Genomic DNA, 25,789 nt, shown 5'->3' with positions numbered 1-25,789 from the left:
ATCCCTATGCCTGATAGGCCTGCTCAAATGTTGCTGAAAGGGAGTAATTTCCCCCGCCAAGCGCGGTCGGTTTGTATCCTTTACAACGGTACAAACCAAGCTGGCTTAGCGGGGGAGTCCAGCGAAATGATTTACTGCCAGCGTGGTGGTCCAGAAAATCTTTGATGGCCTTGATATACGCCTCGGAACCAACAAAGTTTAATTCCCAAGATTGTTTTTTTGGGTTGAGCCCAACACCGGCCACTTGGGAGTAACCATCATCAAACTGTGCTTCTCGTACTCTAAAATTTGCATCCCCACCCGCATTCAGCCGGGGACTCCAAGAGAAGGTTTCGATTGCCATTAGGTGCTCCGGGCGTTTCGCCACAGCGCGCCGCCGGGCCTGAGGTCTTTATTTCGCATTTCGACATAGGTCCGTTGCGCCAGCTTCATCAACTCAGTCCCCATCTGCTCAAAGCCTGATGAAGACTGAACGTTATCCGTGCCCTGCTCTCCCCCGTAAATATTGAGGGTGATTTGTGGTGCTGGGTAATTACCGGACATAGTCGCGTTACTGTCACCAATAGAACGAACGCCGAGTGAGCCGTTTGCCGCACGCGTCAGCGGCATGATCGCCTCTGGCCCGGATTCCCCCATCAGGCCCGCGCCTTTTGCAAAGGCGAACATGGTCGGCGAACTGACGACCGTGTTGCTATAGCCACTCAGATCGGGTGAGGAGTAAACACCACCTTTTGCATTGGCCACGTAACTGCCGAAGCTTGTCCCCATGCCCATCGCACCAGCGCCCGAGCCAGCAGCAGATGCTCCGCCACCGGCTGCTGCTCCGCCAAAACTCATAAACGATGAAAGAATGGTCCGCGTCAGTAACGCCTGCGTGCCCATGTCGATCAGGTTTTGGATGATGGTTTGAGAGAGGCTGGCAAAGAGGCTGCTCATGCCATCCTTGAAATCCTTAGTGCCATTCAGCAAGCCTGTAAGCGTGTTAGTCATGCGCTCTTTGACCGTATCAACCAGACCAATTGAGAGCTTGTTTAAGCGACTCTGCCCGGTATACAGGCTCAACGCCGCGTTATACTGCGCCTCTGCCGAATCTTCTGAGGCTTTCGCCATCAGCGACTCATACTGCTCTTTGTTGATTCTCCCGTTATCGTAATAAGCCTGATAAAGCGCCTGCTGCTGGGCCAGCTGGTTTTGCAACTGAGCTACAGGATCTACCTCACCAGCAATGTTCTGCTTAGGTGCGGCGATAATATCGGCCTGCGCCTTAAGGATGTCGCGGGTAGAGCTTTGACTGAGGTTTAACCGTGCTGCCTGATACTCTTTTTCAGTCAGCAGGCGTGCATCAAATAGTTGCTTGAGGTCACGGCTCGTTTCCTGCTCTTTACGAAGCGTCGCCCGCGCCGGGGAATACTGCTCCGCCAGATCCATTCGTTGCCGCTGGTAGTTTTGAGCATTCAACAGGACAAGCTTTTGAACGACTGATTGCGCCACGCCAGCTGCTTTTGCCGTTTCAATCAGCTTCTGCTGAGCGGCCTTTTCCTCGATATCAATTTTTGCCAGACTGCTGGCATGTTCCTTCTCAATCTCAAGGCGCAACTGCTTATAGGTTTTTAAGGCCTGCTGGCCTTTTTTATCGGCTTTGGCCGGGTCTTCACCGCCCCAAGGACTTGCGGCGCCATCCGCTGCTTTTCCTGCGGCGGTAATGGCCTTGACGTCACTGGCAAGATTATTGGCAAATCCTGCGATGTTCGTTTGAACAAGGAACCGCGCCTTATTCACGTTATCAAGAGAGTCCTTAGCCTTATCGATCCCCTTTTTGACGTCCTCAAGCTGCGCCTCCGCCCGGACCTTTCCTGACTGAACGCCGGACAACTGCCCAAATGGGTCAAAACTTTGCAGACTGCTGATACGACTGTCGGCATCCTGAATTTCTTTGACGATCTGGTTTTTCTGCGTGATCTGGTTTTGATACTGATCCTGCAAGTCGAGCTGCTTAACGGCCAGCTGCTTGTCAGAAAGCTGCATCAGGGCTGCTGTTGTTTCAACAACTGCATCTTTAAGGCCCAATGCCGACTGGCGCGCCTGAACGTTTTGCTGATGCAGATAAAAAATGGCCGAACCTGCCAACATGGCAGCGCCCACCGGGCCGCCCACCAGCGACAAGGCTCCTTTTGCCAATCCGACTGCGGCTGCCATTGCCCGTGCAGAAACAGAGACCTGTCGATTTGCAGCTGCTAGGCTTAGTTTGGCCGCGTCTTGCGTCCTTACCAGTTCTAACTCTTGCCTACCGAGTCGATTAAAATCCTCGTTGTACTTGATGAGATAACCATGCTGCTGAGCATTTTTTTCCAACAGTCGATAACCGGCATAATCAGCATCATTACGGGCCAACGCCGCTTTCGTGGTTTCAATCGTTTTTTTGGCAATTTCGGCTTGCGCGTTTGCCGACTCCCTTACCGCCTTCTGATTTGCTACCCACTCTGCGGTGCTACTACGTATTCCCGCCGTTAACTTTGTCGCAAGCACCGGTATAAGTGTGTATAGCGCGACCGAAGCCACAGCATTAAAGTTATCAGACAGTAAACCAACTGCTTCTGTGATGCTTTGCACGCCTGAGCGCAACGGACCGTTGCCACTTTGCCCAACCTTGATGATCAGCCCCTCAAAGGCGCTGGTCAGCCCCATCAGATCGCCGTTAAGGTTATTCACCCTTACCGACGCCTGTTCGTGGGCGGTTTGTGTCCCGGTCAAAGATTTGGTTAGGTCATCGAGATTCTTTCGGTTATCCACCAAAATCGAGGCGGCATTGATATTTTCCAGACCAAAAACTTTAACAGCCTGCGCCGTCGAGAGATTCTTTTTGGAGAGGTTTTCCAGCGCCGTGCTCAGGCCTACAACCGAAGGTTTGAGCGTCTTATCAGTCCCTTTCTCCAACTGCAAAATGACGTTACGCAGCGCAGTACCCGCTTCACCACCTTTGATTTCTCGGGACGCCAGCACCTGAATAGCTGCGTTGAGCTGCTCAAATCCGACTCCGGCCTGCGCTGCGGCCACGCCGCCGTTTTTGATCGCGGCGGCAGTATCGGCAATTTCTGATGCACCATACTTCGCGCCGGCGGCCAGCACGTTGATATAACGATCAGCCTGGTCAGCGCCCGCGCCAAACTGGTTTAGAGACAGGGCCAGCGTCTTTGTTGCATCAGGCAGCGTGGAGCCTGCGGCCTGTGCCAGCACCAACGCGCTCTTCGTTGCTTGGGTAAGTCCGTCAGCCGTTTCAAGCAGTTCAGGCTTAGCCGATGCCATTAGCTTGAGGGCTTCGACCGCCTGACTGGCGCTGTACTCCGTCGTGCGGCCCATTTCCTGCGCCGCGGCGTCGAGAGATTTTAGCTGTTCTCCGGTCGAGCCGGTGATCGCTGACAGGTCGGAAAGCGCCTGTCCATACTGGCGAGAAGTATTGATGATCGAACCAAGGGACAGGCCAACACCGGCGAAAGCTGCCAGCCGCCCGGCGAGGCCGGTAATGGTTGAACCCACCTTGGCATACGCGGCATCTGTTTTTTTCGCATCGTCCTGCGTGCTGCGGTTGAATTTACGCGATTGGCCTTCCGCGTCACCGTAGGCACCAATCAGCTGTGATTTAAAGTTCGCGGCGTTCAGGTGTAGCCCGACCGCCAATGATGCCACGTCACCCATTACATTAGCGCCCGCATTACGGCAGCACATTCATCCTGTTGAGAATGAACCGGTGTCTGCACTGGTTCTGGTAAAGCAGGCTGTGATTCATCCGGGGCCAGAATGCCTTGCTGAATGAAGTAAGCCCGCCAGTGAAGAAGAATTTCGACGGGAAGATCTGCAATCTTTCGGGGGTCAGACTCGCCCCAGCGGTCGGCCAGTTGAAAAATAAACGTCAGCCAAGGCGAGTCAGTTAGTTTTTTTGCGCTTCTTCCAGTTTGCCGAGGGAGTGCTCTTTAACGGTTGTGATAGCGTCGATCAGCGTGGCATTGTCATGGGCCTCGAGCAGTTCGGCGGCTGTTGGCAAATCAGAGGGGTCGATAGACGTACCATCCGGATTAACCAGGCAACTGATAATGAGCTGAACACTTATCAAGGATGAGCCACGAACATCTAATTCTTTGGCTGCCGCGTCGATTTGCTCTTCATGCCCAATCAACTCGGCGGCGGTCAGACGGCGAATAAACACCTGTGCGCCAAAAAGCGTAGTTTCAATTGCGGTATTCGTTGGTTTTAACAGCGCGGATTTCAGTGCTTTGTAGTCGAATTTTTCTGTTTTGTTAGCCATGAGATTGCCTAATTTTGATGTAAAAAAACCGCCCGAAGGCGGCTATAAGTTTTAGGGGGCTGGTTATGCTTTTTTGGCATCCGGAGCCGGAACAGTTCCCCATACAAGGTTGTTCTGTTTACCCTGTACGGTCACCTGAATCACCTCGCTGGCTGGCGCTGTGATTTCGTTCATCTGCCAGCCTGACAATGCCAACAGCATGGTTGCGGTTCGACCATTCGGTAATTCAATGTAAAACTGAACGGTTTTGCGCTGCTCGGCGGCGGTAAGGAATGCGGCAAAATCGGGGTTGGCTGGATCATCAATAAAGCCCAGTGATTTTTCCGGCCCTTCTGGCAAGTCCGAAATAAACTGCTTGGACATATCGATCAGCGTGGTGCAGTCCACGAAGCTACCGGTTTGCCCCGTGGCTCCCAGCGCCTTACAGTTAATAAGTGGTTTCATTGCCGCAGCTGCGGCACCCAACTCACCATATTTCACAATAGTGCCAGCCGGAAGCATTGCGTATTCCGGCGATGTTTTAGGATCGGCCATGATTTTCTCTCTTTAGTGAATAGGCAGCGGGCGCTACCGGTTGGATTGGATACGGTCTTTAATTTCTACAGCGAGGATGCGCAGAACTTTGATTCGGTTGTAATCGAGCGCAGGGCGTATAAACGGATCGGGAACCTGTTTTACGGTACCGAATTCTTGCGCCAGCGCTTTCATGAAGTGCGCCTTACTTGGCCCGACACGAAGAACAACTACGGCAGTCCCTTTGGTTTTGCGTGTTGTGCTTCTAATTTTTATCGTGTCGCGCATGTGCTGGCCGCTGGCGGTCTCATCAAAACCAGCGTGCTTAATCATGTCCTCCTGAACGACTTCGAGCGCGGCGCGCCCCGCCTCTCGCAGAACCTTTGTTCCCACCTTTTCGCCGAGTGCGATCAACTGGCGTTCAAGTTCCGCTAGCCCCTCGACTTTCATGGAAATCATGAGGCGTCCTCCGGGTAACAAATGATGAAATCTCGGGTTAGTCGGTACTGCACACGGTTATTGGTCAGGGTCTGCTTGTTCTGGCTAATGCCGCCGCGCGTCACGGTCTGCACTGGCCAACGACCAATTCGACCATGAGCAATAGGCTCCCACGCGTCACGTACGGTTTTATCTAGACTCAGTAGCCGCGGATAATCATCAATGACGTGATAGCTGATTTGAAAGCGGGCTTGAACCAATGATGTGACTACCATGCCTGTTTCAAGCCGTGGGTCGCTAATGCGCTGGTATGTGACACCCTCTTGCTCTGGATCAGGCAAAAGCAAGGGGTAAGCATTTAACCCAGATAGCGCCTCAAGGGCCGCTTTGATTTCATATTCGATCATGGCGGGTATCGGCCTCTCCGGTGAGTTGCAAGCGGTCGGAATGAGTGCGGTCAGCAGCCCGAATGGTGTAAACCTGACCGTTTAACACTGCCTGCCAGTCGACTAGCACATCGGTACGGGGTCGCATCACGAACATCATTGTTTCGACAATTTGCCCCTGATCTAAAGAGCGGATTTTTCGATTTGAAATTGCCTCAGCCGAAGCCCATACCGTGGCAACATCCACAACGGTCTGTTTGGTTCCCCCGGATTCGTCTCTGATGGTCACCGTCTTTCGGAGTAAAACTCTTTTATTGAGATCGCCTGCACGAAGACTTTTCATAGGCCATAGATCCTGTAAGGCTGGAGTAGAGCTTGAACGGCCAATGGAAGATTCACCGCAGTCTCTCCAATAACCACACCCTCACGATTTGCATACCAATGTCCGATGCAAAGCAACATTGCAGACCGTATGTCATCGTCCAGCAACAGCGCATCGTCGTCCTCCGCGAACCCAGGCTCATCGATAGCCTGGTATAGCTTTCGACGGGTCCATTTCTCAACGTGCCGCTTTGCTGATCCTGAATAGATTTTAAAAAGCTCATCATCCAACGTGAAGTCTGCATCGACCCGGCAATGAGCCTTAACCGTGTTGAGTTCAAGCATGGGTTGAACCTTATTTTTTCTTACTGGATGATTTCGGCTCTGGCTCTGGCTCTGGCTCTGGCTCTGGCTCTGGCTCTGGCTCTGGCTCTGGCTCTGGCAGGTCATTATTCAGCTCGCCATCAGGCAAACTTTGATTTAAGAGTATTTCAATAACCTCCATTGCATACCCTTTCGCTACCAACTCGCGCGCGTGTTGCTCGTTGGTTTCAAATTCTTCCTTCTCAACCACGACATTGCCATTGTGATAGATAGGCTTGAGTGCGATTAATTTCATGCTTTGCTCCTCAAATAAAAAGCGGCCAATAGGCCGCTTTCATTGATGGTTAGGGGCTACTGGCCGCCGCCAGCAACGGGCGTAGTGAAGGCGCCGTAGATAAATGCCTCTGGGCGCTTAACTGCCAGCGCCAGGCGCTCTTCACAACGAATCGAAATCATGTTCTTTTCGAAATCGTCAGCGTTCTCAGTGCTGATCACCACGTTGGCATCTTCGCGATCAAATAGCTGAGCTGCTGCGTTGAATGCCCCGGTAAGGAACTTGCCCTTGAACGCCGGTGCCTCAGTGGCAACGACTGGCAGCCCCCACAACGTCGGCCCGGTTAAACCGGACGGATTTGCAAGAATGTAGCGACCGAGAGTATCTTTCGTCAGTTCAATCTTCGCCCAGTCAATGAAGTGAAGAACGTGGCCGGATGCCGGGAAGCGCGCCAACTGGGCCTGAAGCATTGCCAGTCGCAGATCATCAATGCCGTTCTGCTTATCCACTTCGAACTCGGCCTTAAATGCGGTCGCCTGCGGCACGATGCCGTGAAGATGCACGCCAGTGCCATCACCGAAGAGGATTTCTTGTTCTTCAACATACTTCAGACCAAAGCGCATTTCGGCATCAACGGTCGATTGTAGTTGGGCAAAATCATCGAGGATCTGCTTCGACGCTTTGAACATATGTGCAATCGTCGTAACAGGGGTGATCTTAGTTGCGAACTCGATATCGCTGTATGGTTTGGTAGTACCTTCTGCGACCACTTTGGCAGCGTTTGTGAAGCCCGTCTGCTGAACCCAGAAGATTGCAGGTGAACCAGTGCGGCCGGGTGCAATCAGATCACGGATGAATAAGCGTTGCTTTGGTGCAGTATCAATGCCAGGCAAACGCTGTGGCTCGACTACGCCCTGAGCAACGTCAGTTGATAGCAAGGCCGCACTTACCGGAATACTGACGCGTTTACCGCCCTCTACGCTGGCCGAAAACGCCTTCAGTGCATCGGAGCTGATAACCACTTGCCCCACGGTCTCAATCACCTTCGCCGCGCTGTTCAGAGGCATCTGCGCAACGTGCTGCTCAAGCTCCCCAACTGAAGCCTTCAGTGATTTGTTCGCCTCATTCAGCGCGTTGAACTCGGTGGCAATTTTATCAACCGCCTCTTTGGTCTGTGCTGAAAGCTGACCAGAGCTTTTGGCTTCTTTCAAAGCATCCTCAGCCTTCTGACTGAACGTGCCGGATACTTCTTCGAGCTTGGCTGATACTTTTTTCAATAATTCATTTACGTCAGACATGGTGCTTCCTTATTTGCCGAACGCGGCCAGCGCGTCTTCAAGTTGTTTGATGTTTTCAGGTTTTGGTGCATCGGTAGCGCTCGGCTTACCTTGGTGATTGTCAGTAGCGCCCGGCGTACTGGCAGATAAAGATTTGAGAAGTTTTCTGCGCTCAGAGCGCGGGGTATTAGCTTTTGCCAGCAGCGCGTCGAGTTTTCGCAGCGCGGCCGCAGGGCTTTCGTCCCCATCGGAAATTTCATCCGCGGAAAGAAGCCGGTCAGCAAAGCCTTTCTCGACCGCATCGTTGCCGCCAATATAAGTTTCGCTGTCCATCATTCCCGATACGGTTACGGCATCAAGTCCACTGCGCGCGGAGTAAATGTCCTGCATTGCACGGTCAAAGGGCTCCATGTCCTGAGCTGCGCGCGCGAGGTCATGCCGGTTTCCGACTGCTATAACCCAACAGTTGTGGATCATCAGGAAAGCTCCGCGCCCAATCTGAATTTCATCACCTGCCATGGCGATAATCGACGCAGCAGAAGCGGCAATCCCCAGCACTTTCACAGTTACTTTGCCGCTGTATTCTCGCAGCTGGTTATAGATCGCCAGCCCTTCAAACATGTCCCCGCCCGGCGAGTTAATGCTCACAGTGACGTCTTCGCCGTTCATTGAACGAAGAGCGCCAGCGATACGGTTGGCTGTCACTCCATCTCCCCAATAATCAGAACCAATGACATCGAAAATAGAGATCGTGTTGTCATTGCTGTTGGCAGCCTTAATGCCACCGTCCCAGCGGTCTAACGCGGCCGGTGATAGCTCACTGGTGACTTTCGCGCACGGGCGCCCCTCCGGCGCTGCCGGAAGATGTTTTAATGACATGGGTTTACTCCTAGGCCGCCTTTTTCAGCGGGGAATGTTCGAAAGAAATATCGGGGAACAGTTGGTTATGAAGTTCGAGCAGTGCATTAGCTCTGGCAGCCTGGTTATTTTGTCGTAAATCCTCAAGCGCAGTGAGGTTCAGCTGCACGGTATAAATGTCCCCGCCCGGTATTGGAGGCAGGTTTTCCAGCCGGCGGACGTCGTTGCGACTCATCCAACCATTCTGCAAGGCTGTGGTGTAATACGCCGCGCGCCCGGCGCTGTCGGCACGGAGCAAACCCTCTACCGAGAACTCAGCAAAATAATCTTCATCGTTCCCAAGCAGGCAGCGTGCTATCTCCTGCTCGATATTGACCAGCAGCGGACGCAGCGTGTTTGTGAGGAATAAAAGGTTCATGCCTTCAACGCTTGACGCCCAGCTGCTTTGCTTCGTCATGTGGCCAACCATAAATGGCGGGATCCGGAACCAGCGGCAGATTTCTTCAATACTGAAGGAGCGACTCTCCAGCATCTGCGCAGCCTCAGGGTTCATGGTTACACCCTGATAAGTCATATCGCCTTCCAGCACCATGACCTTACCGGCATTCTTTGAACCAACAAACGTGCTCAAGTTTTGCTTTAAACGCGCTCTTTGTTCCGCGTTGATATCGGTCTTAGCACTAATGAACCCTGAGTTCTGTATTCCGTTCTCAAAGATTTTCGCGGCAGATTCTTCAACCGCCATTGCCGAGCCAATAACATCGCGCCCGGCCATCATCGGCATCATGCCGCAGACGCCATCCAGTCCAAACCCGCGAATATGCATCATGTTTTTCACGGGGATATCGCGTTTACCATTTTTATCGGTGTAGGTGTACCGCAACTGCCCACTATCAAGGCGCTCAACGACCATGTTTTGAGGAAGAAGCGGGTTAAGAGCAACAACCTTTTGCCCGATCATCAACTTTTCAATGAAGGCATTACCACGCATGCAGATGCTGGCCACGAGCATTAGCATGAATCTGGACGGCGTCATTTCTCCGTTGGGCTGTTTACAGAGTACTTTGTATGCTGGGTGGTCGGTCGCCAGCGCGCGAGAACCGTCTTTTTCCCGCTTATAAACTTTCAATGGCAGCGTGGAGACTGATTCACTCAGCAGCCGTGCACAGGCCCAGACAGCGGAGAGCATGATCGCCTTATCGACGGTCACCGTTTTACCGCTGCTGCTGGTACCCATCCACTCCTGCCAAAACGTGCCGGTGGTCAAACTGATAGGTACACCGAGCCAATTTAAAAGGGCGCTTTTTACGCGCCCCGGTTGTTTTGTGGATTTCATCAGACACCTATCATTATCGGATCTTCAAAGAAGTCGGTTAAGTCCTGCTTATCATCGCCACCATTAACGATTAATCGACTCTTGGCGGTAAACAGTGCCACCGGACCATCGATTTTGTTTTCAGGTGTTGATTTGTTTGGGAAGACGTTGTTGTTTTTGTCCGGTTTTACGGTCACGTTGGACATCATCCACGTCATTACCGGATTACCGTCATGGTGGAATTTGTTGCCGTAAATATCCGCCTGCACCGTCTTCATAGACTCGGAGAGGTTTTTGACCGTCTGAGCTACTTCTACGAGAGGAAGCCCCTCCTCGGCCAGCGCCAGGCTAAACTGCGTGGCACTCCATGGGTCAAATGCGATTTCTCGCAGGCTTTCCCCTTTTACCCACGCCTCTACTTCCGCCTTGATGTAACCGTGGTCGATAACGTCACCGTCCGTCAGTTCCAGATAACCTGCGTCAGACCACTTTTTATAAAGCTCGGCGATATGATTAGGGGCTGTTTCTAATCGGCCCTCAGGGATCCAAAATTTGAATTTAGAGTGTGTATGACCGTTCGGCGCAAGCCATGTTTTGGCGGCCGCGCAGATATCGATTTTATTCGAGAGGTCGATACCTACCCACAGCGGCCATGCACATAGCTGTTCATCCGGCGCAACGCCTTCACATTTGGCCCAGCGATCCATATCCATCCAAGCGCTTTCGGCCGTCACCCAGATATTGAGGTGCTTGGTGAAGAAGTTAGGCCGCGCGGCGATCTGCTCTTTGGCCTTTTTAGCCAGTCGGCGCATATCATCCCAGCGCTTACAAATCCCTAGTCCGGGATTTGCCTTCGGCCAGTTCTTTTCATCAAACGGATCGTCGTCTTCATCAAGGGTGTAAATGACAGCAAAATAAGTGTCGTCTTCAACAACACCGCGCAAAACTTTGATTGCATAGTCTCGCTGCTCAAAACAGATCCCTTCCTTGTTTGTTCCCGCGGTTGTTATGGCAAACAGAAGTGATTGGAGACGCGCACCGGTCGCCGTTTCTAAAACATCCCAAACGTCACGGGTGCGGTGAGCATGCAGCTCATCGACAATCCCGCAATGAATGTTCAAGCCATCAAGGTTATTCGCATCACTGGAAAGAGGTTCGAACTTAGAGGCCGTTCTCTCCTGATGGATATTAAGTTTTACATGACCAAATAACCTACCCAGCGTGCGGGGTGCCTTCTTGATCATGTTCTTGGCATCATCGAAAACGATGCGTGCCTGATCTCGCGTGGTAGCGGCTGAATAAACCTCGGCCCCGCCCTCGCCGTCCGCGCCAGTCATGTAAAGGCCAATGCCAGAAGAAAGGGTGGATTTTGCATTTTTACGTGCAACCTCGTTATAGGCAGTTCGGAATCGGCGAACCATGATGGCGTCGCCGTCGTCATCGAACATCTGTTCCCCCGTCATTTCATCGATCAGGGGGATAACGAAGCCAAAGAGGTTTATCAAAATGAAAACGTCCCAAGCCATCAGCTCTATTGGCTTGCCTGCTAATGCACCTTTAACGTGGGGAACGAAATTATAAAAATCGAGGATGTGCTGGGCGCGCTCCTCGCTGAAGTAGACGCCGCGTTCCGGCCCATGCTCTAAATCGTTAAGGAATCGTTGGCACGAAAGCCGCACCAGTTCGCCAGCAACAATCTCGCCGGTGAGCACGCGCTCTGCGTACTGGATACCTTCCGAAACGGTTGCCATTCATCATTTGCGCTTTTTCAAAAATTCATCGAGGGGGTCGACTTCCGCCGGGCTTTTACCGCCAACCTTTGCCCGGCTTGCTGGAGTCATGCCAAATTCACCGAGCATCGCCCGGATACGTTTCCATGCATCAGATTTCATCACGGCGGCGGGATGAGCTTTCACCATATCGTCACCGGTTGCTGATTTTGATTTGTAGGTGTATCCCTCTTCGGCCAAAACATCGCAGTGATGGCGATATTCTGTATAGGCTTCGATCAACAGTTCGAGTGCCTTGCCATCGAGCTTGGTCATCACGCCAATAGCGTCGAGTTCATCCCCGATCCGCTTAAACCAGTACTTCCCCATCTTGTCCAAATGCTTCGGAATTGGGGGTACCCCTGAAGGGGGTTTTGGTTCGTTTTTATTGATGGCTCGTTTTGATGGGTTCCCTGTCAATAAAACCAGATGCGTCGGGGTTTTCGGTGGTCCGGACATAATCGAAAACTCCTATTAATAGTTTGTTGGGGTACCCCTAAAAATCTTTTCCAACCTGCGGGCGTGCGACAAAAACTTAGGCGGCGGTCCTTTAAGGCGAGAGGGGTGAACTCTTTGCCCGCCCCTCCCTCACAGATGAGAATCATTATCATTTGAATTGAAATGATTCAAAATGCAACTATCCACCACCCTTTAGTTGATAATGATTATCATTTCAGTCTTTCAGTTGCTGTCTTCGTTCGGTGATGTGGCCAGCACAGGCTCTCGAGGTTGCCGTGGTCATCAGTGCCACCATTTGCTTTGGCAATGATATGGTCAACGGTTTGTGCGGCAGTCACTCGCCCTTCACGCTTACACTGCTGACACAGGTGTTTGTCACGCGACAGTATCAGAGGGCGCAGCTTGTCCCATTGCACACCATAACCTCGCTCATGCCTGCTCTTACCTTGCTGGTGGGCTTCCCATCCGGCGTTTATATGGTCAGGGCAATAGCCTGACCGTTCGATGGTTGTTTTTGGGCACCCATGCTTTCGGCATGACCGTGGGATTCTTGCTGGCATATTTCACCCATAAAAAAAACCGCCCGGAGGCGGTTTAGTGTTTCATTAATTTTTAGCGCTACTCGTCTCTATACCACTCGCCCTGCACTGTGTGATAAAACGAGCAAACTATATTCTCTTCCTGAATATCGTAAATCTCTATCGTGTCGCTGTTATTTCTAGCTTCGTCGCTTTGAGCGGCATCCTCTGCATCTTTGAGAGTCGAAGTGACACAATGAATATCACCAGTACCGCCAGCGCCTTCACAGTGGTCGTAGGCGAATACAATAAATCGATTATCTGCTGACATTATTTCACCAATGATTGTGTTTTTTTGCCAGTATAAGGCGATTTCTTTCCCATGAAAACTTGCAGTCAATGGTAATTAGGAATGCATTCGATTTGATACCCATAGCACGGCGGGCTAAGTCCCCAGCTCTTGGCATTGAACATTGCGCACTACTCAATGTTGCAACCAGTTTCCTGAACCCGCCATGCTATGGGCAGCATTATCACAGGCACTCAGTGAATGCCTGCTGTAATGCCTAATAGGGCTTATTGATTACGCTTGCAAACTGTTATCCAAGGTGGCAAATGGTCATCTGTTAATTGAGCATTATGCAAAAAAATACAGTCGGCAACGGGGCAACCCTCGTAACGCTGGTAACTTATATTCAGTTCTTTTAACACTTCGGCTGGATGTCGATTTTCACCATTAACCCCAGCACCGAGCAGGTCGTATCTAAGCTTCATATATTATTACCCTTACGCTTTGGGTAGGAAATTATCATTTCAAGGATATTTTTATCGATTCCTGTAAATTTATTGCCGCCCTAAAAACCTTGGTCCACTCAGAGGCCTGATCTCTATGAAGGTTATGCTCCACGCATAACTCTCCAAATAAAATAGCTTGTGGACATTCCTCCTCGTCCAAACCAGCCAAAACTAACTCATGAAAAATATTAGATAAAAGTGGTTGCAATTCATTATTTACTGCTAGGTTAAATTCATCCTTTGAAAGCACGATCAGTTCTTCTATCTTTCGCCGATAATCAAATACTGCTCTTTTTAACCTAATAAGCTGTTGCTGTTTTGCTTGCTCCTTCCAAGAATTCATTGTTTTGAAAGCAATAAATCCAGCAGCGCCCGTTATTAATAACGCTATAAATGAAAATATCGAGCCAACTCCGGTTAATACCATCGCCCAGAATGCCCAATTTGCTGAATCCCTTGCCACTTCAAGTGATTGGTATGCTAAGTAGTGCTCGTCCATTATCCCTCCATGATTTAATAAACTTACTTTAGCGCAAAGCATTATCACAGGCACTCAGTGAATGCCTTCTGTAATGCCTAAGTGCATTCACTCTGAAAATGTTACGCCAAGCTGTTTGAGGTGATCCTGCTTTGCCTCAATACGCTTAATGATCTCAGCCAATACGTGAGGCCGAATGGCATTAACGAATGCGTCATCCTGATATTGCGACTGAACCGTTACGCCTAACCCGCCACCACCAGCAACTATGTCATGCTCACGCTTAAGCTCACTTATCTTTTGTAGCAGCCCGTGGGCCTGGCTTAAATATTTAACATCCATCGTTCCACCTATTTAATTTTGCACTGCTTCACAACCTTGGTGATGTAGCCTTGAAGGTACTGAATCACTTCGCCGTCTTTGATGGCGCTGGCTCGGAGATCGAGAACAGCCCGTCCACCAGCGTCAGAGAGTTCGACTTGTACTGCATTGCCCACGCTGCTGCCTCCGGTATTGTTGCCCCGGGTGAGCTCACAGGTTGCAAGGTTGGCTGATGCGATCCGCACGCGGCGAGTGCCAGCGGCAACGTCAGCGCGAAGGGCTTCATTTTTTGCCAGTTCATTGGCTAATTCCTCGGTATGCTTCTTATCTAATTCAGCTGCCGCGGCCTGCGCTTCAGCGGTGCGCTGGTTGGCGGCGGTTAGATCTGCGAAGGCTTTATCGCTGATCTTCTTCAGTGCAAGGGCGTGGGACTCTTTCAGGCTGGCAACGTCTTTATCCCAGCGCATGCCCTCAATCCACCACGTCACACCAGCGGCCAGCAGCGCAGCGGCAATCACTAACGCCTTAACGTTCATTTCAGCCCCAGCGCCTTTTGCGCCACCAGCAAGCGGGCCTGACGGTCTGGCAGCCCGTTAATGCCGCCATTGATGCACTTCGTCAGCCCGGTGAAGTCGCTTGAGTCTGCAAAGCGATTGCAGTTATTGGCCTTCCAGAACCAGCCCGCCGACCGCGCCGCGTATTCGTCCTGCAATAGCAGGTCCGGGTCGCTGATAAGGTCGATGCCCAGCGCGCGGCCACAGGCGAGGTAGTTGTCGAGGAACGTGATCTGCTTCAGGCCCCGCCCACGGAATTTATAGCCGTCTCCGGCCGCTTTGTTGCCGAAGCGGTTTGCATACGCCAGATTGGCAATAGCACGCTGGCGCTCGAGCGATAACGGGCCTTCCCCGTTCCGGCGGCCCAGCTGCTCGCGCTGCGACGCGGTGAGGCGGTTTCCGAACACTGACAGGCCAGCAATCGAATAGTTGAACGACTCGGACAGCGTTTTGAACCCGCCGGACTCAGTGCCGATCTGCGCGATGAATGCCGCCTGCCGCGCCGGTGTCGTGATGCTGAATTCGGTCATGGTAGAAACCAGATGCGGATACCAGCGCGTGGCTAACTCGGCGCTGAGTGAAGCCGCCCGTTGAAATTGGTCTTTTGTCATTGTGGATGTCTCAGAACACTGAAGAGTTTGGCGACGTTCCCGCCAGCGCGGTATATCGCGATGCAGATGATGGCGTTAAGTGCGAACGACGCCCAGTGCGTGTTGTGGTAGTGATCGAACCAGAAGCGGATCGGCACACTGCCGTAAGCCAAGATAAGCAGGTAAGCCAGCCAAGCAGCCCAGCGTCGGTGCGTTGCCCCATTCTTTCGAAAGAAGCACAACCGGATCACCACCAGACTGCACAGCACCACGTTAGAGATAACAAGCGGGTCATTTAGTACCACTTTGCCCCCTCCACCGATCAATCAGTGATGTTGGGTTCTTTGCCCTGTTGCTGGCGAACGTAAGCAACTGCACCGCCAGTGCGGAGATGATCACCGCGCCCAAGGCATCCAATGGTTTATCGGGATAGTTGAGCCAAGCCGCTAACTTTGCGCCAGCGACGCCAGCACCAAACAGGCCGCACAGGAACGACACACCGAAATATGAGATACGCCGCCACGCTGACAGGTCTACTGCTGATGTGACATAGAACACAGCCCCAGCAAACGCCCCAAACACAACGCCGTAATCAAGGCCAGTAAACCACCCAAACACACCGACCGTAGCGAGTGCCGCTGAAGCTGCTGTTGCTGATACAGGCTCAGACATTGATAAACCCCTTATCGCTGTTGTTGTCCTCCATCGAATCGAGGGCATAAAAAAAGGCCGCCAAAATGGCAGCCTAAGTGGATTGGATATACGTGGATAAAAACACAGCCTTATCCGGAAATAAAAGATATGTTTAAATGTTTATAATTAAGCCAAATTTCTGAGAGTAACCTATGACAAATATTGCCAGCCCCGGAAAACTTATCTGGCATGTTGCATGCGATGAATCCGGTATTGATGGGCAGAGATTTTACGGCTTTGGTAGTCTTTGGATGAAGTATCAAAGACGAGGTGATTTTTCAAAATTAATAAGAGATTTAAGAGAAAAACACCAGTTTTATGATGAAATCAAATGGCAAAAAACAAACTCGAAAAGGTTTGCCCCTTTCTATCAAGAGTTGATTGACGTCTTCTTCAGCCATCACTGGTTAGCTTTTCACTGTATTGTTGTTGAGAAATCAATCGTTAATAAGAAATTCCACAACAACGATTACGATTTGGCTATGCGCAAGCATTTTACTAAACTCATCGTCACTAAGGTCTCGAGTGTTATCAAAGCTCATCCAGAACGTGATTGTAACTTTCGTATTGAAGTTGACCCACTCCCTTCTCGCTATAAGAAGGCCGATGAAGCATTTCATGTAATAGCTAACAACACATTAAATCGGGATTTTGGGGTTAAAAATATAATTAGTTCAGTAGTCGTCAAAGATTCAAAGTCTTCAGAGAACATACAAATTTCGGACTTTTTATTGGGTGCCGTTATGAGCTCTTTTCAGGGTAAAATTTCTTCTGAAACGAAAGTCGCCCTAGCCAATAAATTAGCCGAAAATTTAGGCTGGGAAAATCTTTGCCACGATACATGGCCAGGTGAGCGCAAATTTAATATTTGGTATTTTTACGACAAGGCAAGGGGAATCAGAGATATTGAAACCAAGAAGGTAACGCTGGCTAAACCTCTTCCGGGAAGGTAATAACGTTTGTTTGAGTGTAGACCTCTCAGCCTACGCGGTTGGAGTCCCAGGCCGAAGCCGAAGTGACCAACTTGGCGGTTTTGGTTTGGGAGCCGCCTCTTCATTCCCAAATTTGATAGTTAAAGTATAAGTTTGGTTACCATTTTCGTCAAACTCTTAACTCACTCACACAACATAAACCTCAGAGAAATGAGGCTTCAGATTGTCTAAGCTTTGTGACTACGTAACCACTCTTAACACAATACAATATATAATTCGGGCCGAGTTAGTCTTTTTTAAGGAAATTTTATGTCAAGCTTTATAGCTGCACTCACTTTTCTTCTCGCCGCTATTGCCTTCTTGTATGGATTAAACTCCTGGAGACGTGAGTTTTTAGGGAAGCGTCGCCTAGAGGCTTTAGAAAAAGTTTTAGCCATGTTTTATGAAGCAAGGGATGCTATACGCTATATCCGCAGCCCCTTATCCTTCGGAAACGAAGGGGGGTCAAGACCCAAACAAGATGGTGAGAATCCAGCAGAAGGTGGGCAACGAGATAGAGCATTTGTGCCATATGAGCGATACCAAAAATATGAAAAAATATTTTCCGAACTAGCTTCTCAAAAATACTCGATTATGGCCTTGTTTGGGGAAAAATACTCAGAGCCATTTGAAGGGATTAGAATAGAGATAAACAACATTTTGGGAGCTGCACACTCCCTAGGTACGCATTATTGGCTGCCTATAGAAGAAGGTCTGACTGAAGAACAAATTCGGCAACATCGCGAAATGCGGCATGATTATGAAAAAACTATCTGGTTCGGAATTGATGACGATTTACTAGCAGCTAAAGTAAACAGCCATATTTCTGTAATTGAGGAGCTTTCCAGAAAGCAGTCCATAGCTATTGAAACATCGAAACTTGATGAACTTCTAGAATCACTTATTAAAAAAATAAAAAAATAAGCGTATAAAAGGCGCGCTGAGAGCTCAGTGCGCCTACATCTTATTTAGTCCATGTCTAATTTTTTACCTATTATGGAAAGGCAGCCATCAATAAACCCCTCAGCAACTTGTAACTGCCTTCTAATCTCTCTTTCATTGCATTTTTTAGCTCTTGCAATCGCAGATTTAGATTGTCCGAAAACATAGTGTTTTAAAATCAATTCCAACTCTTCAGGCTTTCTAACTGCTTTTAGACGCCCGACAGCATGATCGATTGTGATACCGTCATCATCAGAACAACTTTTTTTACTGCTACCTTGTTCTGGCAGTAGTCCCTTGAAACCAGCAGCAATATGAGAAAAATCGACCCCACTATTATCGCGCGCCCAAAAACCCCACCTCGATAAAACTTCCTGAATATCTCGCATTATTCTCTCCACACTTATTTTGCTTTGCCCGTAGCGATAACACCCATCGCCAGCGCGCTGTCCATTGTCCGCATAGCCAGAAGTAACTGGCTGCCATTCTCTTCTTCCCACTCGGCCGTATTCGCATGGAGCCTGTCGTGACACTGCCTGCACAGCGGGATCACGAACATGTCATGCGCTTTGGTTCCCATACCGCCGAAGCCATTACCCGTGATGTGGTGCGGGTCGTCGGCCTGATTACCACAGCCGCAGCACGGCTGACGCTTAACCCACTGCGTGTACTTGGCGCTCTCCCAGCGGCGGCGCTTCGGTCGCAGCATAAAGGATTCCGGCGTCTCCGGGTCAATGGCAACGTGTAGAACTGCCTTAACCGGCTCAACGCGCTCTTTCAGCACCTGAACAGGATGCGCCTCCGGCACAATGTCCGACTCGCGGCCAACCGACTTAATCGGCTTTTCTGACTGCCAGCCCAGCGCGTGGCGCGCGGCATCGTAGGGCATCAGGTCAACCAGTCCCCGCAGCGTGGCCCACCAGCACAAGTCATAGAAGCTCAGCTGGTGGCCTTCCGATAGCTTCAGCTCTCTCACGGCGCTTACGATGATAAACTCAGCGCGGTTCCGGTCGGCCAGCCTGTCCAGCTCGTCCAGAATGTGCTCTCTGAACTTATTTTCGTGGTGCCAGCACAGGCGGACGCCGCTGTGGCCATATTTAAGCGTGTCCATTTCCTTGGTGTGATACTTGTCATCGCTGCGCGTCCACTGGCAGGTCATGATCCGTTTTAACCAGTCTCTCAGCGCCCACTCGCCGCCAGCAGCGTTCAATACTCGCTCATTCATGAAGAAATCTTTCAGGCGCTGGTCATCCACCAGCGAATGAATGACATCCGGCAGTTTGCCGTCAGGCTGGTCCGCTAACTCCGGCGGAACCGTAGAAACGAGCAGCTGCTTTTGGTCGAACAGCCACATCAAGTCGGTACCGGGCGTAAATATGCCAACACCGGCCGCGCGCTGGGCGTAGGGCTTAAGTAATGCTCTCACGCTGCGCTCTCCTGTTTCTTGCGCTGATGGTCGGCCCAAAGCCCGGCAATCCACTGAACCCCCTTTGGCGTAAACCGCGTCTGACGAAATGCATGCTGGCTAACATGGCTTGTGCCGGTCTTCACTTCGAATCGTCCCGTTTCCAGATGGACGCTGTATGGCGTGTACTGCCCGTCCTGCCGGTACATGATTTTTTCATCAATCATGAACAGGCGGAATTCCGGCTCCTTGGCCTTCAGAAGCTTGCAGACTGACCGAAATCCCATTGAACCTTTAGCGGCCACATACCGATCGACAAATTCAGCCTTCGGTGCGACCAGCGCCAGCTGAGATTCCAAAGCCTGTTTCTCATCGGCGAGATCCGCAGCAAGGCGCAAAGCCTCCGGCAGTGTCTGCGGCACCAGACTTTTAGATTCCAGTTCTTGCCAACGGTCAATTACCGCAGCGGTGAACTGCGGAGACAACTGAGCAACCAGAACCAGCGAATCGCGCTTATTGAATCGATACTCAAAATAAATATTACCGTTATGCTCAAATTCGAACTGCGCCAACGGCGCGGTTAAAACTCCACCAACTGCGAGACGTTCAGCCGACCGCTTCACATCGCTGTGCTTACTCTGCACCAGCGCGGCAATCTCTCGGCTCGACATCGTTACCACTTTTCCTGACAGCAGACTGTTCGACATAATTACCCCACACGTTAAACCGGCTGCACACCGGCTGGTTTGAAATCGATGATCCGTACTTCTGCTTTTCCCTCTTTCGTTAACTCTCCCCATTCAACAGTCATTCTTTTCACTTGGCTGTCGTCCGCCCAGACCCCTGCATGCGTCAGGCTGTCAAACAGCGCCTTCTGGAAGTTATCCAGATCCCGGCGCGCGCGGGTCGGCGGAAACAGCACGACGTGAACGTCCAACTCGGCGGTCAGCGGCTTGGGCTTGCGTTTGAGTTGCTCATAAACGGCGGCTACAGCGTTTGAACGGTAAACCCTGCCGCGTGCGCTCATCAGCATGCCTTTGCTGGTGGCGCGCCAGTAGCCGTTAACGCTCGGCGGGAATGGCAGGGTCAGCTGCATGCAACCTCCCCCGCCTTGATCAGGCTGTTCAGCACAGCATCTGCATGTTCCCGCGCCGCGGTGTAATCAGTGGGATGCAGCTCCCCCGAAGGGGAGACAGCAACCAGCCAGCCGTTGTAGGCGGCAAGCCAGATTTTCTGGAACTCGTTCACGCTGCCACCTCCTGCAAATAGCCAGCGCCAATACTCAGCAGCACGTCGCGACACACTGTCGTGAACTGCCCACGCGGTTTGATAAAAGGACGCCAGATCACCAACATGCTGCCCTTGCTGTTGCCGTTCTTGCCCGGCTTGCCGGTTCCGGCATTGATAAACGACAGACGGCCCTCGGTGATAAACCGGATTTCGTCGGCGGTGGCCAGCGCCTGAGCAAACCAACCTGTCGAAGTGTCGGCGGGAAGGAGCATAACTACGGGCTGATTTTGGGCTCGGCACTGCTCGGCGGCCTTTTCTACCCATGGCGTTATTGCGCTGTATGGCGGGTTGCACCAGATGGCACCGTAGCTTTCCCACTCGGTGGTCAGTGCATTGGCGGCTTCGGTCAGGTACCGGGCGCACAGCGCGTTCTGGTCGTCGGCAGCTGCGTCCAAGTAGAAACCAAATTCCAGATCCAAAGCGGTGAACACTTCCAGCGGCGTCTGCCAGCGGTCTTTGTGCTCTACCGGGGTATGGCTAGCGAATTCATTCATACTGCGGTCCCCTGCTGCTGGCGCTGCGCGCACTCTTTCCAAACACGGTTCCATGCTGATATCGCGAAATCGCTACGCATCCCACGAACGTTTGCCCGGCTGGCTTCGGCACAAACCTGCTTTTCCAAATCGCTTGGTGCTTTCGTTCCGGCCACTCCGCTGATGAAACGGCGGTAAGCCATGTCGCGCTCTGTCGTGTCAACGGAAACATCACCGCCGCGATCCCACTTCCCATTTTTGCGGGCCGGACGACCATCGCGCTTCCACGCGTTTGCGCCTTCCAGATAGCCGGGGAATTTCGAAGGCTGGAACAGCGTCGCCGGACGCAGGTATTCGGCCATTTCCAGATCGCCGCCCCACTTGGCATGCAGGTAATCCACCGTCAGTTGCTGCTCTTCAACAGTGAAGCCTTCTCGCAGTCTGGCGCGGATGTTATCCAGCGAGGATTTGCTGACCTGATAGCGTGAGCCAGTGATTTGGTTCAGGTAGTTCAAGACCTGTTTAGCCCGATCAGTAATTTCAACCTCGGCGTCGGTCAGCGCAGCAGGCTGACAAAGGGTTTTAATATCTGATGGATCTTGTTTTGAATTTACTAACGGATCCCCCCCAGATTCTGGCGGGTGAAAACCGGTATTCGTGTTGGATTTTGATGCATCAGATTTTGAACGGTCAGAATTTGATGTGTCAGATTTTGACGTGTCAGAATCTGACGCCTCAGCAGCAGCGCGCAGCTTGGCGATGTTCAACTGGTACATGTTCGATGTGTTGCGGTTTCCCTTGCGGCGCTGGGTGCTGCTGACCCAGCCGTCGGCCTCAAGTTTGCCTAGCGTGGTGCGCACGGTACTTTCTCCGGCACCCAGCTGGCGGGCGATGGTTGCAATAGACGGCCAGCACAAGCCCTCGTCAGAGCTAAAGTCAGCGAGGCGCGCCATAATGGCCACCGCCGATATTTTTAAACCGGCAGCCGCGCAACCATCCCAAACGTATGCGGATAACTTAACGCTCATAGAATCCTCGTGAACCTCTTACGGAATCTCTCAACTGGATAGGCGCATTCATGCTCATACCCTTCTCGCATGTAGATGACTCGTTCGCCGGGTCTATCAAATCCCACGACGTGGACCAGAACGCCCTGCCAATCTTTGTAACGCCTGTCCAGCTTTTGGATTTCTTCTGACATGCGTCCACCTTCTTACGCTGCGCGGTCACGTAACCTACCCAACGGACGGCAAACTGGTAGTTGCACGGCACCCAGCTGCCACCTATCATCACTTCATACGAGAAAGAGCCACAGGTACTGCTAGGCACTGCCACACAGCGCATTTGCGGTATCCCAGCTTTTACGAGTAAACTGTTCATGCGTTATCTACTCCACACTGTTTAGTTAATGCACCCGAAGCCCCGAGCTGCACACTTGGGGCTTCAACCTTTCCGGCCTTCGACTTCTTGCTGAACAGCGCAATCACCGCCCTAACCTCTGCATCACGTGCCGCCAAGTGGCGCTGGTGATATGTCATGATTTCTGCGGCCTCTGCCGAATCAATCACACCATCTTCAAGCGATGCCTGAATAATCATGTCGACGTGGCCACGATGCGCTGCTGTGCGCATGCTCCGGCTGAACAACTCAACCTGATCCAACTCATCCAATTGCGGGATATCTACGAACAGGCCGCCGCGGCGTTGGGCGAAGTACTCAGCCAAGAAACTGGTACCGCTCAGATCCTCGATTGCTTCCAGCTCGGTCACTTCGAAAAAACGGCAGCCATTCTTCTCGTAAAGGTTGTTGTTGAACTGCGTTTCAGTCATTCCCAGTCCACCAGCCATTGCAGACCGACCGCCGGGGAAGGCTTTGCACATCGCTTTTACTGCTGTTTTGATGTCTACCATTTCGCTTTTCCTTGGGTAGTTATGCCTGCGGTGCGGTGGTGATAGTCTTTTCGTAGAAAGAAGGGGAATATTTGATTTTTCCCTTCGTAATTCTCTCGACTTTCATTGCCTGTTTTTCTGGAATCACTTCTCCCCACTGGCAAACAGCACTGTGAGAAATATCTAATGCGCTTGCCGTTTTTGAAGTACCACCGAAATGCTTAAGAACATCACTTTTGAACATGCTTCCTCCACCATAAAAGTAAGTATGCTTACATCGTATATTCACAGAATACTTACGTCAACAAAATGTAAGATAGCTAACATTGAAAAAGGCGGAGGTGGCTGATGAATACAGTGGGGAGCCGAATAAAATTTAGGCGGCGTCAGTTAAAAATGACTCAGAAGGATGTTGCGGAATTCGTAGGTGTTTCTGCGTCTGCTGTAACCCAATGGGAAAATGATACCACTATCCCATCAAGCGAAAGCCTTCTTAAACTGGCTAGCTTCCTCGAAGCCTCTCCTGATTGGCTTCTTAAGGGCCAAGGTGAGATTGATTCCCCAGCACGCGCAAATTCTGGAAGAACTCGCAGTGTTCCTTTGATTTCTTGGGTTCAGGCGGGGGCGTGGACCGAGATAATTTCTGAAACAATGGCATCATCATCCACGCGGTGGGTAGATACCACGGCCAGAGTATCTGACCAATCTTTTGCCCTAAAAGTGAAAGGTGAATCGATGACATCTTCTGGATTATTGAGCATCCCGGATGGCTCTATCGTAATCGTAGATCCTGAATTTGGTTTCTTGGATGAGGCAAACGGAAAAATTGTCGTTGTTCATATCGACGGTGGGAAAAAGGCCACACTTAAGAAATTAGAAATCGATGGTCCAAACCAATATCTGATGCCCCTCAATCCAGATTTTAAACCTATCCCCGTTGATCACACATGTAAGCTTGTTGGGGTTGTTAAACAGATCGTCATAGATTACGACTAAGCAAACCCGCTATTTCAAAGCCCGCTACGTGCGGGTTTTTTTGTATCCAAAAACAAAATGTAAGCTTACTTAATTTTATTGTTGACACAAAATGTAAGTTTGCTAATACTAAATATCAGTAAGACGTAACGGCTAGAACACTGGGTGCAGAGTAATGCTCGACATTTAGTTAGCACAGCGGCGGGTGCTCGGTACTGCACCACACAACAGAGAAGATTTTGAGAGGGGTTACAGAGCAAAGCCTGATAAGCGGCGCTCGTAGTCTAAATCCGATAGCCGGTGACGATAACCAAGTCAGGATCACCCAAAACCGGTAGGGAGCGCTCGAAGTATGGGTTTATCACCCGAGCGCCCCGCTCAAAATCTTCTCTGTTGTGGCAAGCATCAGGGGATGGTCGGGTTACCCTGCCCGGTTGCGGTTTCGACTACCGCCGCCACACGCTTAATCGACGTGGAAAACCGATAATTGCTGTGTGTAGTTCTTGGCGACTGGCCTGATCCTTCAATCAACCAACACCAGGGGGAGTGAGGATAATGTTCTATCAGGTCAGTCGCCCCTTTTTTACAGACATAGATAAGGGTTCGTTGGCCCCGTCCAGCACGCCCTGTGCATTCTCCGGCGGCCCTTTATCTATGTGTGTGAGCAGAATTCTTTAAGCCCTGTGCAGGGGCATAAACAGGAGTAGTTAACGTGAAAGAACTTTGGTTTAAAAACTTGCTGATTTACCGCCTCAGCCGTGAAGTCGAGCTGAATGCCGAGGAAATGCAGCCACAGCTCGAGCGCTTCATCTTCTCGCCGTGCGGTAGCCAAGATATGGCGAAAACTGGCTGGGTGTCTCCTATGGGGTCATTCGGCGGCGGCCAGCTGGTTCATTCAACAGGCAGCCAGCAGATTTTAATCTGCGCCAAGAAGGAAGAGAAAAACCTTCCAGCGTCGGTAATTAAGCAGGAGCTGCAGGCGAAGGTTGCCCAGTTGGAAAGTGAGCAAAGCCGCAAGCTGAAGAAAACAGAAAAGGACTCGTTGAAAGATGAGGTGCTGCATACCCTTCTGCCGCGCGCGTTCAGCCGCTACAGCCAAACATTAGTCTGGATTGATGCGGTCAACGGCCTAATCATGGTAGCCGCTGGCAGCGCCAAAAAAGCCGAGGACGTTCTCGCCCTGCTCCGCAAAAGCATAGGCTCACTCCCAGTGGTGCCGCTGACCATGGAATCCCCTATCGAGCTGACGCTCACTGAATGGGTCCGTTCCGGCGTAACACCAGCAGGTTTCCAGCTGCAAGATGAAGCGGAACTGAAAGCAATTCTGGAAGAAGGCGGGACCATCCGCTGCAAGAAACAGTCTCTGGTCAGCGACGAGATAGGCAGCCATATAGAGAACGGCAAGCTCGTTACTCAGCTCTCAGTTGACTGGCAGGAGCGCATTAGCTTCCAGATCAACGACACCTTTTCCCTGAAAAAAATTAAGCCGAGCGATACGCTTATCGACCATAACGACGATATTGACCGCGAAGATTTCGCTCAGCGCTTCGAGGCCGATTTCCTGCTGGTTACCGGCGAATACTCAACCTTCATTTTCGCTTTGATTGCCGCGCTAGGCGGCGAAGCCAAAAGATAATTTAACCCTATCGTATTTGATTTAT

The 25,789-nt window shown here is 51.2% G+C and carries 36 protein-coding genes; 4 read left to right on the top strand and 32 right to left on the bottom strand.

What is annotated here, in order from left to right; genetic code table 11:
- Positions 1–4 precede the first annotated feature (4 nt).
- The 22 genes from SBO83_RS04510 to SBO83_RS04405 all read right to left on the bottom strand — a co-directional run bounded on the left by SBO83_RS04510 (position 5) and on the right by SBO83_RS04405 (position 16,162).
- A complete protein-coding gene (locus tag SBO83_RS04510; protein WP_396130598.1) occupies positions 5–343 on the bottom strand; it encodes a phage tail protein in 339 nt (112 codons plus the stop codon).
- On the bottom strand, positions 343–3,693 hold the full coding sequence (locus SBO83_RS04505; RefSeq protein ID WP_396130597.1) for a phage tail tape measure protein: 3,351 nt from the start codon (positions 3,691–3,693) through the stop codon (positions 343–345). The genes SBO83_RS04510 and SBO83_RS04505 overlap by 1 nt, the downstream gene beginning before the upstream one ends.
- A gap of 232 nt (positions 3,694–3,925) precedes the next feature.
- Positions 3,926–4,300 carry a phage tail protein gene (locus SBO83_RS04500; RefSeq protein WP_396130596.1) on the bottom strand — a complete coding sequence of 125 codons (375 nt, stop codon included), beginning with the start codon at positions 4,298–4,300 and terminating at the stop codon, positions 3,926–3,928.
- Positions 4,301–4,363: 63 nt separating this feature from the next.
- Positions 4,364–4,834 (bottom strand): phage tail protein, encoded by a 471-nt coding sequence (locus SBO83_RS04495; protein ID WP_396130595.1) that lies wholly within the window; start codon positions 4,832–4,834, stop codon positions 4,364–4,366.
- Positions 4,835–4,867: 33 nt separating this feature from the next.
- Positions 4,868–5,272, bottom strand: coding sequence for an HK97-gp10 family putative phage morphogenesis protein (locus tag SBO83_RS04490; RefSeq protein ID WP_396130594.1), 405 nt, complete (start codon positions 5,270–5,272; stop codon positions 4,868–4,870).
- Positions 5,269–5,658, bottom strand: coding sequence for a hypothetical protein (locus SBO83_RS04485; protein WP_396130593.1), 390 nt, complete (start codon positions 5,656–5,658; stop codon positions 5,269–5,271). The genes SBO83_RS04490 and SBO83_RS04485 overlap by 4 nt, the downstream gene beginning before the upstream one ends.
- Positions 5,645–5,980, bottom strand: a complete 336-nt coding sequence (locus SBO83_RS04480) for a phage head closure protein (protein ID WP_396130592.1) — start codon at positions 5,978–5,980, stop codon at positions 5,645–5,647. The genes SBO83_RS04485 and SBO83_RS04480 overlap by 14 nt, the downstream gene beginning before the upstream one ends.
- Positions 5,977–6,303, bottom strand: coding sequence for a head-tail connector protein (locus tag SBO83_RS04475; RefSeq protein ID WP_396130591.1), 327 nt, complete (start codon positions 6,301–6,303; stop codon positions 5,977–5,979). Before SBO83_RS04475 ends, SBO83_RS04480 begins: the two co-directional genes overlap by 4 nt.
- Positions 6,304–6,313: 10 nt before the next feature.
- Positions 6,314–6,577: a DUF7210 family protein gene (locus SBO83_RS04470; RefSeq protein ID WP_396130590.1), complete on the bottom strand. Its 264-nt coding sequence runs from the start codon at positions 6,575–6,577 to the stop codon at positions 6,314–6,316.
- Between the two features lie 56 nt (positions 6,578–6,633).
- Positions 6,634–7,854 (bottom strand): phage major capsid protein, encoded by a 1,221-nt coding sequence (locus SBO83_RS04465; RefSeq protein ID WP_396130589.1) that lies wholly within the window; start codon positions 7,852–7,854, stop codon positions 6,634–6,636.
- Positions 7,855–7,863: 9 nt separating this feature from the next.
- Positions 7,864–8,712: a head maturation protease, ClpP-related gene (locus tag SBO83_RS04460; RefSeq protein ID WP_396130588.1), complete on the bottom strand. Its 849-nt coding sequence runs from the start codon at positions 8,710–8,712 to the stop codon at positions 7,864–7,866.
- A 10-nt stretch (positions 8,713–8,722) separates the two neighbouring features.
- Positions 8,723–10,027, bottom strand: coding sequence for a phage portal protein (locus SBO83_RS04455; protein WP_396130587.1), 1,305 nt, complete (start codon positions 10,025–10,027; stop codon positions 8,723–8,725).
- Positions 10,027–11,757, bottom strand: a complete 1,731-nt coding sequence (locus tag SBO83_RS04450) for a terminase TerL endonuclease subunit (RefSeq protein ID WP_396130586.1) — start codon at positions 11,755–11,757, stop codon at positions 10,027–10,029. The genes SBO83_RS04455 and SBO83_RS04450 overlap by 1 nt, the downstream gene beginning before the upstream one ends.
- Before the next feature lie 3 nt (positions 11,758–11,760).
- A complete protein-coding gene (locus SBO83_RS04445; protein WP_396130585.1) occupies positions 11,761–12,234 on the bottom strand; it encodes a phage terminase small subunit P27 family in 474 nt (157 codons plus the stop codon).
- Between the two features lie 209 nt (positions 12,235–12,443).
- The gene (locus tag SBO83_RS04440) at positions 12,444–12,794 is read right to left on the bottom strand and encodes an HNH endonuclease (protein ID WP_396130584.1); all 351 of its coding nucleotides are present in this window, start codon (positions 12,792–12,794) and stop codon (positions 12,444–12,446) included.
- 58 nt (positions 12,795–12,852) lie between these two features.
- Entirely contained in the window at positions 12,853–13,083 is a 231-nt protein-coding gene (locus SBO83_RS04435; protein WP_396130583.1) for a hypothetical protein, read from the bottom strand.
- A gap of 477 nt (positions 13,084–13,560) precedes the next feature.
- On the bottom strand, positions 13,561–14,046 hold the full coding sequence (locus SBO83_RS04430) for a hypothetical protein (protein WP_396130582.1): 486 nt from the start codon (positions 14,044–14,046) through the stop codon (positions 13,561–13,563).
- An 87-nt stretch (positions 14,047–14,133) separates the two neighbouring features.
- A complete protein-coding gene (locus SBO83_RS04425; protein WP_396130581.1) occupies positions 14,134–14,367 on the bottom strand; it encodes a hypothetical protein in 234 nt (77 codons plus the stop codon).
- Between the two features lie 8 nt (positions 14,368–14,375).
- A complete protein-coding gene (locus tag SBO83_RS04420; RefSeq protein ID WP_396130580.1) occupies positions 14,376–14,882 on the bottom strand; it encodes a lysis protein in 507 nt (168 codons plus the stop codon).
- Positions 14,879–15,511, bottom strand: a complete 633-nt coding sequence (locus SBO83_RS04415; RefSeq protein ID WP_396130579.1) for a glycoside hydrolase family 19 protein — start codon at positions 15,509–15,511, stop codon at positions 14,879–14,881. The genes SBO83_RS04420 and SBO83_RS04415 overlap by 4 nt, the downstream gene beginning before the upstream one ends.
- Positions 15,508–15,795, bottom strand: a complete 288-nt coding sequence (locus SBO83_RS04410; protein ID WP_034795801.1) for a phage holin family protein — start codon at positions 15,793–15,795, stop codon at positions 15,508–15,510. The genes SBO83_RS04415 and SBO83_RS04410 overlap by 4 nt, the downstream gene beginning before the upstream one ends.
- A complete protein-coding gene (locus SBO83_RS04405; RefSeq protein ID WP_396130578.1) occupies positions 15,782–16,162 on the bottom strand; it encodes a phage holin family protein in 381 nt (126 codons plus the stop codon). The genes SBO83_RS04410 and SBO83_RS04405 overlap by 14 nt, the downstream gene beginning before the upstream one ends.
- Before the next feature lie 173 nt (positions 16,163–16,335).
- Here SBO83_RS04405 and SBO83_RS04400 point away from each other — a divergent pair, with 173 nt between their 5' ends.
- Complete coding sequence (locus SBO83_RS04400) at positions 16,336–17,136, top strand: DUF3800 domain-containing protein (protein WP_396130577.1); 801 nt, start codon at positions 16,336–16,338, stop codon at positions 17,134–17,136.
- Positions 17,137–17,424: 288 nt separating this feature from the next.
- Positions 17,425–18,078, top strand: coding sequence for a hypothetical protein (locus SBO83_RS04395; protein ID WP_396130576.1), 654 nt, complete (start codon positions 17,425–17,427; stop codon positions 18,076–18,078).
- Positions 18,079–18,122: 44 nt separating this feature from the next.
- Here the strand turns inward: SBO83_RS04395 and SBO83_RS04390 are convergent, their stop codons facing one another.
- The 10 genes from SBO83_RS04390 to SBO83_RS04345 form a co-directional block, all read right to left on the bottom strand.
- Positions 18,123–18,485, bottom strand: a complete 363-nt coding sequence (locus tag SBO83_RS04390; protein ID WP_396130575.1) for an antiterminator Q family protein — start codon at positions 18,483–18,485, stop codon at positions 18,123–18,125.
- A gap of 14 nt (positions 18,486–18,499) precedes the next feature.
- A complete protein-coding gene (locus SBO83_RS04385) occupies positions 18,500–19,522 on the bottom strand; it encodes a DUF968 domain-containing protein (RefSeq protein WP_396130574.1) in 1,023 nt (340 codons plus the stop codon).
- Positions 19,519–20,208 (bottom strand): phage antirepressor KilAC domain-containing protein, encoded by a 690-nt coding sequence (locus SBO83_RS04380; RefSeq protein ID WP_396130573.1) that lies wholly within the window; start codon positions 20,206–20,208, stop codon positions 19,519–19,521. The genes SBO83_RS04385 and SBO83_RS04380 overlap by 4 nt, the downstream gene beginning before the upstream one ends.
- 14 nt (positions 20,209–20,222) lie before the next feature.
- Positions 20,223–20,597, bottom strand: coding sequence for a RusA family crossover junction endodeoxyribonuclease (locus tag SBO83_RS04375; RefSeq protein ID WP_396130572.1), 375 nt, complete (start codon positions 20,595–20,597; stop codon positions 20,223–20,225).
- Positions 20,588–20,749, bottom strand: a complete 162-nt coding sequence (locus SBO83_RS04370) for a hypothetical protein (RefSeq protein ID WP_396130571.1) — start codon at positions 20,747–20,749, stop codon at positions 20,588–20,590. Before SBO83_RS04370 ends, SBO83_RS04375 begins: the two co-directional genes overlap by 10 nt.
- Positions 20,746–21,285, bottom strand: a complete 540-nt coding sequence (locus tag SBO83_RS04365; RefSeq protein ID WP_396130570.1) for a phage N-6-adenine-methyltransferase — start codon at positions 21,283–21,285, stop codon at positions 20,746–20,748. Before SBO83_RS04365 ends, SBO83_RS04370 begins: the two co-directional genes overlap by 4 nt.
- Positions 21,282–22,292, bottom strand: a complete 1,011-nt coding sequence (locus tag SBO83_RS04360) for a conserved phage C-terminal domain-containing protein (RefSeq protein ID WP_396130569.1) — start codon at positions 22,290–22,292, stop codon at positions 21,282–21,284. The genes SBO83_RS04365 and SBO83_RS04360 overlap by 4 nt, the downstream gene beginning before the upstream one ends.
- A complete protein-coding gene (locus SBO83_RS04355) occupies positions 22,289–22,465 on the bottom strand; it encodes a DUF4222 domain-containing protein (protein WP_396130568.1) in 177 nt (58 codons plus the stop codon). The genes SBO83_RS04360 and SBO83_RS04355 overlap by 4 nt, the downstream gene beginning before the upstream one ends.
- A gap of 175 nt (positions 22,466–22,640) precedes the next feature.
- The gene (locus SBO83_RS04350; RefSeq protein ID WP_084674157.1) at positions 22,641–23,174 is read right to left on the bottom strand and encodes a YmfL family putative regulatory protein; all 534 of its coding nucleotides are present in this window, start codon (positions 23,172–23,174) and stop codon (positions 22,641–22,643) included.
- Between the two features lie 19 nt (positions 23,175–23,193).
- On the bottom strand, positions 23,194–23,397 hold the full coding sequence (locus tag SBO83_RS04345) for a Cro/CI family transcriptional regulator (protein WP_396130567.1): 204 nt from the start codon (positions 23,395–23,397) through the stop codon (positions 23,194–23,196).
- A gap of 104 nt (positions 23,398–23,501) precedes the next feature.
- Between SBO83_RS04345 and SBO83_RS04340 the strand changes: the two genes are divergently transcribed.
- Positions 23,502–24,149 carry a S24 family peptidase gene (locus tag SBO83_RS04340; protein WP_396130566.1) on the top strand — a complete coding sequence of 216 codons (648 nt, stop codon included), beginning with the start codon at positions 23,502–23,504 and terminating at the stop codon, positions 24,147–24,149.
- Positions 24,150–24,840: 691 nt separating this feature from the next.
- Positions 24,841–25,764 (top strand): recombination-associated protein RdgC, encoded by a 924-nt coding sequence (gene rdgC, locus SBO83_RS04335; protein ID WP_396130565.1) that lies wholly within the window; start codon positions 24,841–24,843, stop codon positions 25,762–25,764.
- The last annotated feature ends 25 nt before the right edge of the window (positions 25,765–25,789 follow it).

The sequence above is a fragment of the Ewingella allii genome, assembly GCF_044430645.1.
Lineage (GTDB): Bacteria > Pseudomonadota > Gammaproteobacteria > Enterobacterales > Enterobacteriaceae > Ewingella > Ewingella allii.
Note: the sequence above shows the minus strand (reverse complement) of the source record. Positions and strands in the feature narration are given on the sequence as shown.

Bases quoted from the DNA above. Each gene is read 5' to 3' on its own strand.
- SBO83_RS04510 (WP_396130598.1), bottom strand. From the start codon at position 343: ATGGCAATCGAAACCTTCTCTTGGAGTCCCCGGCTGAATGCGGGTGGG.
- SBO83_RS04505 (WP_396130597.1), bottom strand. From the start codon at position 3,693: ATGGGTGACGTGGCATCATTGGCGGTCGGGCTACACCTGAACGCCGCG.
- SBO83_RS04500 (WP_396130596.1), bottom strand. From the start codon at position 4,300: ATGGCTAACAAAACAGAAAAATTCGACTACAAAGCACTGAAATCCGCG.
- SBO83_RS04495 (WP_396130595.1), bottom strand. From the start codon at position 4,834: ATGGCCGATCCTAAAACATCGCCGGAATACGCAATGCTTCCGGCTGGC.
- SBO83_RS04490 (WP_396130594.1), bottom strand. From the start codon at position 5,272: ATGATTTCCATGAAAGTCGAGGGGCTAGCGGAACTTGAACGCCAGTTG.
- SBO83_RS04485 (WP_396130593.1), bottom strand. From the start codon at position 5,658: ATGATCGAATATGAAATCAAAGCGGCCCTTGAGGCGCTATCTGGGTTA.
- SBO83_RS04480 (WP_396130592.1), bottom strand. From the start codon at position 5,980: ATGAAAAGTCTTCGTGCAGGCGATCTCAATAAAAGAGTTTTACTCCGA.
- SBO83_RS04475 (WP_396130591.1), bottom strand. From the start codon at position 6,303: ATGCTTGAACTCAACACGGTTAAGGCTCATTGCCGGGTCGATGCAGAC.
- SBO83_RS04470 (WP_396130590.1), bottom strand. From the start codon at position 6,577: ATGAAATTAATCGCACTCAAGCCTATCTATCACAATGGCAATGTCGTG.
- SBO83_RS04465 (WP_396130589.1), bottom strand. From the start codon at position 7,854: ATGTCTGACGTAAATGAATTATTGAAAAAAGTATCAGCCAAGCTCGAA.
- SBO83_RS04460 (WP_396130588.1), bottom strand. From the start codon at position 8,712: ATGTCATTAAAACATCTTCCGGCAGCGCCGGAGGGGCGCCCGTGCGCG.
- SBO83_RS04455 (WP_396130587.1), bottom strand. From the start codon at position 10,027: ATGAAATCCACAAAACAACCGGGGCGCGTAAAAAGCGCCCTTTTAAAT.
- SBO83_RS04450 (WP_396130586.1), bottom strand. From the start codon at position 11,757: ATGGCAACCGTTTCGGAAGGTATCCAGTACGCAGAGCGCGTGCTCACC.
- SBO83_RS04445 (WP_396130585.1), bottom strand. From the start codon at position 12,234: ATGTCCGGACCACCGAAAACCCCGACGCATCTGGTTTTATTGACAGGG.
- SBO83_RS04440 (WP_396130584.1), bottom strand. From the start codon at position 12,794: ATGCCAGCAAGAATCCCACGGTCATGCCGAAAGCATGGGTGCCCAAAA.
- SBO83_RS04435 (WP_396130583.1), bottom strand. From the start codon at position 13,083: ATGTCAGCAGATAATCGATTTATTGTATTCGCCTACGACCACTGTGAA.
- SBO83_RS04430 (WP_396130582.1), bottom strand. From the start codon at position 14,046: ATGGACGAGCACTACTTAGCATACCAATCACTTGAAGTGGCAAGGGAT.
- SBO83_RS04425 (WP_396130581.1), bottom strand. From the start codon at position 14,367: ATGGATGTTAAATATTTAAGCCAGGCCCACGGGCTGCTACAAAAGATA.
- SBO83_RS04420 (WP_396130580.1), bottom strand. From the start codon at position 14,882: ATGAACGTTAAGGCGTTAGTGATTGCCGCTGCGCTGCTGGCCGCTGGT.
- SBO83_RS04415 (WP_396130579.1), bottom strand. From the start codon at position 15,511: ATGACAAAAGACCAATTTCAACGGGCGGCTTCACTCAGCGCCGAGTTA.
- SBO83_RS04405 (WP_396130578.1), bottom strand. From the start codon at position 16,162: ATGTCTGAGCCTGTATCAGCAACAGCAGCTTCAGCGGCACTCGCTACG.
- SBO83_RS04400 (WP_396130577.1), top strand. From the start codon at position 16,336: ATGACAAATATTGCCAGCCCCGGAAAACTTATCTGGCATGTTGCATGC.
- SBO83_RS04395 (WP_396130576.1), top strand. From the start codon at position 17,425: ATGTCAAGCTTTATAGCTGCACTCACTTTTCTTCTCGCCGCTATTGCC.
- SBO83_RS04390 (WP_396130575.1), bottom strand. From the start codon at position 18,485: ATGCGAGATATTCAGGAAGTTTTATCGAGGTGGGGTTTTTGGGCGCGC.
- SBO83_RS04380 (WP_396130573.1), bottom strand. From the start codon at position 20,208: ATGTCGAACAGTCTGCTGTCAGGAAAAGTGGTAACGATGTCGAGCCGA.
- SBO83_RS04375 (WP_396130572.1), bottom strand. From the start codon at position 20,597: ATGCAGCTGACCCTGCCATTCCCGCCGAGCGTTAACGGCTACTGGCGC.
- SBO83_RS04365 (WP_396130570.1), bottom strand. From the start codon at position 21,285: ATGAATGAATTCGCTAGCCATACCCCGGTAGAGCACAAAGACCGCTGG.
- SBO83_RS04360 (WP_396130569.1), bottom strand. From the start codon at position 22,292: ATGAGCGTTAAGTTATCCGCATACGTTTGGGATGGTTGCGCGGCTGCC.
- SBO83_RS04355 (WP_396130568.1), bottom strand. From the start codon at position 22,465: ATGTCAGAAGAAATCCAAAAGCTGGACAGGCGTTACAAAGATTGGCAG.
- SBO83_RS04350 (WP_084674157.1), bottom strand. From the start codon at position 23,174: ATGGTAGACATCAAAACAGCAGTAAAAGCGATGTGCAAAGCCTTCCCC.
- SBO83_RS04345 (WP_396130567.1), bottom strand. From the start codon at position 23,397: ATGTTCAAAAGTGATGTTCTTAAGCATTTCGGTGGTACTTCAAAAACG.
- SBO83_RS04340 (WP_396130566.1), top strand. From the start codon at position 23,502: ATGAATACAGTGGGGAGCCGAATAAAATTTAGGCGGCGTCAGTTAAAA.